Source organism: Streptomyces sp. NPDC001153 (assembly GCF_053598315.1).
In genome coordinates this window covers 22,910-30,007 of record NZ_JBSFJZ010000007.1, presented here as the reverse complement: position 1 = coordinate 30,007, position 7,098 = coordinate 22,910, and the positions used below count along the sequence as shown (strand labels likewise).

At 71.2% G+C, this 7,098-nt stretch carries 7 protein-coding genes; all 7 read left to right on the top strand.

Going from position 1 to position 7,098, the window contains the following annotated elements; genetic code table 11:
• Window positions 1–135 precede the first annotated feature (135 nt).
• On the top strand, window positions 136–675 hold the full coding sequence (ruvC, locus tag ACWDEN_RS09870; RefSeq protein WP_351616096.1) for a crossover junction endodeoxyribonuclease RuvC: 540 nt from the start codon (window positions 136–138) through the stop codon (window positions 673–675).
• Window positions 672–1,277, top strand: coding sequence for a Holliday junction branch migration protein RuvA (gene ruvA / locus ACWDEN_RS09865; protein ID WP_450858283.1), 606 nt, complete (start codon window positions 672–674; stop codon window positions 1,275–1,277). Before ruvC ends, ruvA begins: the two co-directional genes overlap by 4 nt.
• A 61-nt stretch (window positions 1,278–1,338) precedes the next feature.
• Window positions 1,339–2,421 carry a Holliday junction branch migration DNA helicase RuvB gene (gene ruvB / locus ACWDEN_RS09860; protein ID WP_450858281.1) on the top strand — a complete coding sequence of 361 codons (1,083 nt, stop codon included), beginning with the start codon at window positions 1,339–1,341 and terminating at the stop codon, window positions 2,419–2,421.
• 190 nt (window positions 2,422–2,611) lie between these two features.
• The gene (gene yajC, locus ACWDEN_RS09855) at window positions 2,612–3,115 is read left to right on the top strand and encodes a preprotein translocase subunit YajC (protein WP_351616087.1); all 504 of its coding nucleotides are present in this window, start codon (window positions 2,612–2,614) and stop codon (window positions 3,113–3,115) included.
• A gap of 141 nt (window positions 3,116–3,256) precedes the next feature.
• Complete coding sequence (gene secD / locus ACWDEN_RS09850; RefSeq protein ID WP_450858456.1) at window positions 3,257–5,065, top strand: protein translocase subunit SecD; 1,809 nt, start codon at window positions 3,257–3,259, stop codon at window positions 5,063–5,065.
• Between the two features lie 3 nt (window positions 5,066–5,068).
• Window positions 5,069–6,172 (top strand): protein translocase subunit SecF, encoded by a 1,104-nt coding sequence (gene secF, locus ACWDEN_RS09845; RefSeq protein WP_351616084.1) that lies wholly within the window; start codon window positions 5,069–5,071, stop codon window positions 6,170–6,172.
• A complete protein-coding gene (locus ACWDEN_RS09840) occupies window positions 6,169–6,708 on the top strand; it encodes an adenine phosphoribosyltransferase (RefSeq protein ID WP_351616081.1) in 540 nt (179 codons plus the stop codon). The genes secF and ACWDEN_RS09840 overlap by 4 nt, the downstream gene beginning before the upstream one ends.
• Window positions 6,709–7,098 lie beyond the last annotated feature (390 nt).

The following is a 7,098-nucleotide window of genomic DNA, read 5'->3' as shown; positions in this document are numbered from 1 at the left end:
CCTTCGACGACGCCGACACCACACCGGGTCAGTCCCGGGTCCACCCCCAGTACCCCCACCGGCCCGCCGTCATTGTCAGTGGGACCCGATAGCCTGCACAAACACGTGATCGAGGCGATCGGAGGGAGGGGCCCGGTGCGGGTACTGGGGGTGGACCCGGGACTGACCCGGTGTGGTGTCGGCGTCGTCGAAGGCGTCGCGGGCCGCCCGCTCACCATGCTCGGCGTCGGCGTCGTCCGTACGCCCGTGGACGCCGATCTCAGCCACCGCCTCCTCGCCGTCGAGCAGGGCCTCGAGCAGTGGCTGGACGAGTACCGGCCCGAGTACGTCGCCGTAGAGCGCGTCTTCAGCCAGCACAACGTGCGCACGGTGATGGGCACCGCCCAGGCCAGCGCCGTCGCCATGCTGTGCGCCGCCCGCCGCGGCATCCCGGTCGCCCTGCACACCCCCAGCGAGGTCAAGGCCGCCGTCACCGGCAGCGGCCGTGCCGAGAAGGCGCAGGTCGGGGCCATGGTGACCCGGCTGCTCCGGCTGTCGGCGCCGCCCAAGCCGGCCGACGCCGCCGACGCCCTCGCGCTCGCCATCTGCCACATCTGGCGCGCCCCCGCCCAGAACCGGCTCCAGCAGGCGGTCGCCCGCCACACAGTCAACGCAACGAAAGGCCGTACGGCATGATCGCCTTCGTCAGCGGCACGGTCGCCGCGCTCGCCCCGGACGCCGCGGTCGTCGAGGTCGGCGGCGTCGGCATGGCCGTCCAGTGCACGCCGGACACACTGTCCACGCTCCGCATCGGCCGGCCCGCCAAGCTGCACACCTCGCTCGTCGTCCGCGAGGACTCGCTGACCCTGTACGGCTTCGCCGACGACGACGAGCGCCAGGTCTTCGAGCTGCTGCAGACCGCGAGCGGAGTCGGCCCGCGCCTGGCCCAGGCCATGCTCGCGGTACACAGCCCGGACGCGCTGCGCCGCGCCGTCGCCACCGGTGACGAGAAGGCCCTCACCGCCGTCCCCGGTATCGGCAAGAAGGGCGCGCAGAAGCTGCTGCTGGAGCTGAAGGACCGGCTCGGCGAGCCCGTCGGCGCGCCCGTGGTCGGCGCCCCGGTCACCCAGGGCTGGCGCGACCAGCTGCACGCGGCCCTCATCGGCCTCGGCTACGCCACCCGCGAGGCCGACGAGGCCGTCGCCGCGGTGGCGCCCCAGGCCGAGGCCGCCGGCGGCACCCCCCAGGTCGGACAGCTGCTCAGGTCCGCCCTGCAGACCCTGAACCGCGCCCGCTGACCCACGCGACACCGGCCCGCCGAACCGCGCCCGCTGACCCACGACGATCGAGGCACACCACATGAACTGGGACGACACGACCGACACCCCCGCCTCCGAGCGGCTCGTCGGTGCGTCCGCCGACCGGGAGGACCAGGCCGTCGAGGCCGCCCTGCGCCCCAAGGACCTCGGCGAGTTCATCGGCCAGGAGAAGGTCCGCGAACAGCTCGACCTCGTCCTGCGGGCCGCACGCGCGCGGGGCGCCACCGCCGACCATGTGCTGCTCTCCGGCGCGCCCGGCCTCGGCAAGACCACCCTGTCGATGATCATCGCCGCCGAGATGGGCGCCCCCATCCGCATCACCTCCGGCCCCGCCATCCAGCACGCAGGCGACCTCGCCGCGATCCTGTCCTCCCTCCAGGAGGGAGAAGTCCTCTTCCTCGACGAGATCCACCGCATGTCCCGGCCCGCCGAGGAGATGCTGTACATGGCGATGGAGGACTTCCGTGTCGACGTCATCGTCGGCAAGGGCCCCGGCGCCACCGCGATCCCGCTGGAGCTGCCGCCGTTCACCCTGGTCGGCGCCACCACGCGCGCGGGCCTGCTGCCGCCCCCGCTGCGCGACCGCTTCGGCTTCACCGCGCACATGGAGTTCTACGAGCCGCACGAGCTGGAGCGGGTCGTGCACCGCTCGGCGAGCCTGCTGGACGTCGAGATCGAGCCGGACGGCGCCGCCGAGATCGCCGGCCGCTCGCGGGGCACGCCCCGTATCGCCAACCGCCTGCTGCGCCGCGTCCGCGACTATGCGCAGGTCAAGGCGGACGGCCTGATCACCCGAGAGATCGCCGCGGCGGCCCTCGCCGTCTACGAGGTCGACGCGCGCGGCCTCGACCGCCTCGACCGCGCCGTCCTGCAAGCCCTGCTGAAACTGTTCGGCGGCGGCCCGGTCGGCCTGTCCACGCTGGCCGTCGCGGTGGGGGAGGAGCGGGAGACCGTCGAGGAGGTGGCCGAACCCTTCCTCGTCCGGGAGGGACTGCTGGCCCGCACCCCGCGCGGCCGGGTCGCCACACCGGCCGCCTGGGCGCACCTCGGCCTGACCCCGCCCCATTCGGCGAGCGGGGGGACGACGGGGGGAAGCGGACAACAGGACCTGTTCGGGACCTGACGGCGCGATGATGTAAGGGGTGACGGCGAGGGCATTGGCCCGGGCAGGAACTCAGGTGCCATGCTGAGCGTTGTTCCATGCGCGCGGACTCGCTTAGACTCCGCCGATGCCGCCCTTGCGGGCGGCGCCTACCACACCCCCATCCCATAGGCCGCTCTCCGTCGCGGTCGCGCGAAGGAAACCCCGTCCCGTGAATGCCTTTACCCTTCTCCCCTTCATCGTGCTCATCGCGGCCATGTTCCTGATGACACGCTCGGCCAAGAAGAAGCAGCAGCAGGCCGCCACCATGCGGAACGAGATGCAGCCTGGCTCCGGTGTCCGCACGATCGGGGGAATGTACGCGACGGTCAAGGAGGTCAACGAGGACACGGTCCTTCTCGACGCCGGCCCGGGCGTCGAGCTCCTCTTCGCCAAGAACGCGATCGGCGCCGTCCTCAGCGACGACGAGTACAACCGCATCGTCCACGGCGTCGAGCACGACCTGAAGTCCGACGCCGACATCGTCCCGGACGACGCCTCCTCCCTCACCGAGACCGACGAGTCCGACTCGCCCGCTGCCGCCGCCTCCGACGACAAGGCCGTCGACCTCGGTAAGAAGGACGCCGACGAGGACGGCACCGACACGGCCGAGGCCGCCGAGGCCAAGGCGGAGGACGAGCCGAAGAAGACCGACGGCGACTCCGACGCGAAGTAGTCACGCCCCGGTGGTGCGCTGCGCGGCATGATCCCGCCCCGCACCACCGGGCGCGTCTGTTTCCCGAACGGAACAGCCCGACACCATGTCATGGCCGACCGCGCCGACCGCGCGGGCCGGCCCGAGAGGGAGTACGAGAAGGTGGCAGCACCTAAGAGGGGCCGGAGCGCGAGTGCCCAGAGCAAGCCGGGGCGCTCGCTGGCCCTCATCCTGATCGCCATCGTGGCGCTGACCGGAGGCATGTTCCTCTCCGGGAACAGAACTCCGCGTCTCGGCATCGACCTCGCCGGTGGTACGAGCATCACGCTCAAGGCGAAGGCCGACCAGGGGTCCGCGATCAACAAGGCCAACATGGACACCGCGGTCGACATCATGAACCGCCGCGTCAACGGCCTCGGCGTCTCCGAGGCGGAGGTGCAGACCCAGGGGTCCGACAACATCATCGTCAACATCCCCAAGGGCACCAATTCCAAGGAAGCCCAGCAGCAGGTCGGCACCACGGCCAAGCTGTACTTCCGCCCGGTCCTGGCCAGCGAGCCCAGCGGCGGCGCCACGCAGAGCCCGTCGCCCAGCGCGTCCCCCAGCGGCAGCTCCTCGCCGAAGCCGAGCGCGAGCCCCTCCGGCGCCTCCTCCAAGCAGAAGGCGTCCTCGTCCTCCACCGCGTCCCCCAAGGCCTCGGCGACCTCCCAGGGCCGCGCCGTCAGTGACGCGCTGAAGGCCGGCTCCACTCCCTCGCCGAGCGCCTCCGCCTCCGGCAGCTCCAAGCCGTCGGCCACCCCTTCGGCCACCCCTTCGGCCACCCCCTCGGCCTCCTCCGGCGCCGGCAGCGCCGCCGCCAAGCTCCAGGCCCAGTACGCCGCCCTGGACTGCTCCAAGCCCGCCGAGCGGGCCAAGGTCGGAGGCGCCAGCAAGCCCGGCGAGCCCACGATCGCCTGCGGCCAGATCCGGAAGGTCTGGTACAAGTACGTGCTCGGCCCGGCCGCCGTCGACGGCACCGAGGTGAAGAAGGCGCAGGCCGTCTTCGACACCCAGGGCGCCTCCGGCTGGCAGGTCCAGATGACCTTCAGCTCCAGCGGTGCCAAGAAGTTCGCCGACATCACCGGCGAGCTGGCGAAGAACCAGACCCCGCAGAACGAGTTCGGCATCGTCCTCGACGGCGAGGTCGTCTCCAGCCCGTTCGTGCAGCAGGCCATCACCGGCGGCCAGGCGGAGATCTCCGGCAGCTTCACCCAGCAGGACGCCCAGAGCCTCGCCAACATGCTGTCGTACGGCGCTCTGCCGCTCTCCTTCCAGGAGCAGTCCGTCACCACCGTCACCGCCGCGCTCGGCGGTGACCAGCTGCACGCCGGTCTGCTGGCCGGCGCGATCGGCCTCGCCCTGGTCGTGATCTACCTGGTGGTCTACTACCGCGGCCTCTCGGTCGTCGCGATGGCCTCGCTGCTGGTCTCGGCGATCCTCACCTACGTGATCATGTCGCTGCTCGGCCCGGCCATCCACTTCGCGCTGAACCTGCCGGCCGTCTGCGGTGCCATCGTCGCCATCGGTATCACCGCGGACTCGTTCATCGTGTACTTCGAGCGCATCCGGGACGAGATCCGCGAGGGCCGCTCGCTGCGCCCCGCCGTCGAGCGGGCGTGGCCGCGCGCCCGGCGCACCATCCTGGTCTCGGACTTCGTGTCGTTCCTCGCCGCCGCCGTCCTGTTCATCGTGACCGTCGGCAAGGTCCAGGGCTTCGCGTTCACGCTCGGCCTGACCACCGTGCTCGACGTCGTCGTCGTCTTCTTCTTCACCAAGCCGCTGATGACACTGCTCGCCCGCCGCAAGTTCTTCGCGAGCGGCCACAAGTGGTCCGGCCTCGACCCGAAGGGCCTCGGTGCCAAGCCGCCGCTGCGCCGTACCCGCCGTCCCGCCGGCCCCGCCGCCGGCTCCGTCGACCCGAAGGAGGCCTGAGCCATGTCGAAACTCGGCAACCTCGGCGCTCGACTGCACCGCGGCGAGATCTCGTACGACTTCGTCGGAAAGCGCAAGATCTGGTACGGCATCTCCATCCTGATCACCATCACGGCCATCGTCGGCCTGGCGGTGCGCGGCCTGAACATGGGCATCGAGTTCAAGGGCGGCGCGGTCTTCACCACGCCGACCAAGATGAGCACCTCGGTGACCCAGGCGGAGACCTACGCCAAGGACGCCTCCGGCCATGACGCGATCGTGCAGAAGCTGGGCAACGGCAGCCTGCGCATCCAGATCGCCGGCATCGACACCGGCAAGTCCGACCAGATCAAGCAGACCCTGGCCAAGGACCTGAACCTCAACCCGGAGAATCTCGCTGCCGACCTGGTCGGCCCGAGCTGGGGCCAGCAGATCGCCAACAAGGCCTGGGAAGGCCTCGGCATCTTCATGGTTCTCGTCGTGATCTACCTGGCGATCGCCTTCGAGTGGCGCATGGCCGTCGCCGCGCTGGTCGCGCTGATCCACGACATCACCATCACCACCGGTATCTACGCCCTCGTCGGCTTCGAGGTCACGCCCGGTACGGTCATCGGTCTGCTGACGATCCTCGGTTACTCGCTCTACGACACGGTCGTCGTCTTCGACAGCCTCAAGGAGCAGACGAAGGACATCACCAAGCAGACCCGCTGGACCTACAGCGACATCGCCAACCGGTCGATCAACGGCACCCTGGTCCGCTCCATCAACACCACGGTCGTCGCCCTGCTGCCGGTCGCCGGTCTGCTGTTCATCGGTGGCGGCTTCCTCGGCGCCGGCACGCTGAACGACATCTCGCTGTCGCTGTTCGTCGGTCTCGCGGCCGGTGCGTACTCCTCGATCTTCATCGCCACGCCGCTCGTCGCCGACCTCAAGGAGCGCGAGCCGGCGATGAAGGCCCTCACCAAGCGGGTCCTGGCCAAGCGTGCCCAGGCCGCCGTCGAGGAGGACCTCGGCGCGGACCGCGCCGACACCGACGACGCCGATGCGGCGCCCGCCGTCGTGGGCCCCCGTAACCAGCCCGCGTCCCGTGGCCGGGGCCGTGGCCGACCGTCCGGGAAGCGCCGATGACCGAGATCAGGGAACTGCTGCTCAGCCGCATCCGGGACGTCGCCGACTACCCGGAGCCGGGCGTGATGTTCAAGGACATCACCCCGCTCCTGGCGGACCCGGCCGCGTTCACGGCGCTCACCGACGCGCTGGCCGAGATCGCCGCGAACACCGGCGCCACGAAGATCGTCGGCCTGGAGGCCCGGGGCTTCATCCTGGGCGCCCCGGTCGCCGTCCGCGCGGGCCTCGGCTTCATCCCGGTCCGCAAGGCGGGCAAGCTCCCCGGAGCGACGCTGCGCCAGGCGTACGACCTGGAGTACGGCTCGGCCGAGATCGAGGTGCACGCGGAGGACCTGACCTCCGGTGACCGGGTGCTGATCGTGGACGACGTCCTCGCCACGGGTGGTACGGCCGAGGCCGCGATCCAGCTGATCCAGCGGGCCGGTGCCGAGGTCTCCGGGCTGGCGGTGCTGATGGAACTGGGCTTCCTGGGCGGCCGGGTCAGGCTGGAGCCGGCGCTGGGCGGGTCCCCGCTGGAGGCACTGCTTCAGGTCTGAGCGCCCTGAGCGGACTGCTGCACAAAGCGGCCTCGGCTTCGCCGCAGGCCGCTTTGTGCTTCTGCCCGCCCCACCCGCGCGGCTCTCGTCGCCGGGTGCGGGTGGTCCCCACGGGGTCGCACTCGCCACCCGTGGCCGCGGACACATGGCCACGGGCACATGGCCGACCAGTGGCCCGAACCCGGCCCGAATCCGGCCCCGGACAACCCCCGTCAGGACAGCCATCGCGGGCCACCCCGTCCCAGACACCCCCGGCGGGCCGAAAACCTGCCGCCACCAGCCCCCCGACAGCCACCGACGACGAAGACGCCACAGGTCCGGCCGCCAGCAGGCCCCTGCCCCCCGGTGGCCCGTCCTCGGCGATGGCGTTCGGCGCCGGGGTTCCGGTGT

Bases quoted from the DNA above. Each gene is read 5' to 3' on its own strand.
- ruvA (WP_450858283.1), top strand. From the start codon at position 672: ATGATCGCCTTCGTCAGCGGCACGGTCGCCGCGCTCGCCCCGGACGCC.
- ruvB (WP_450858281.1), top strand. From the start codon at position 1,339: ATGAACTGGGACGACACGACCGACACCCCCGCCTCCGAGCGGCTCGTC.
- secF (WP_351616084.1), top strand. From the start codon at position 5,069: ATGTCGAAACTCGGCAACCTCGGCGCTCGACTGCACCGCGGCGAGATC.
- ACWDEN_RS09840 (WP_351616081.1), top strand. From the start codon at position 6,169: ATGACCGAGATCAGGGAACTGCTGCTCAGCCGCATCCGGGACGTCGCC.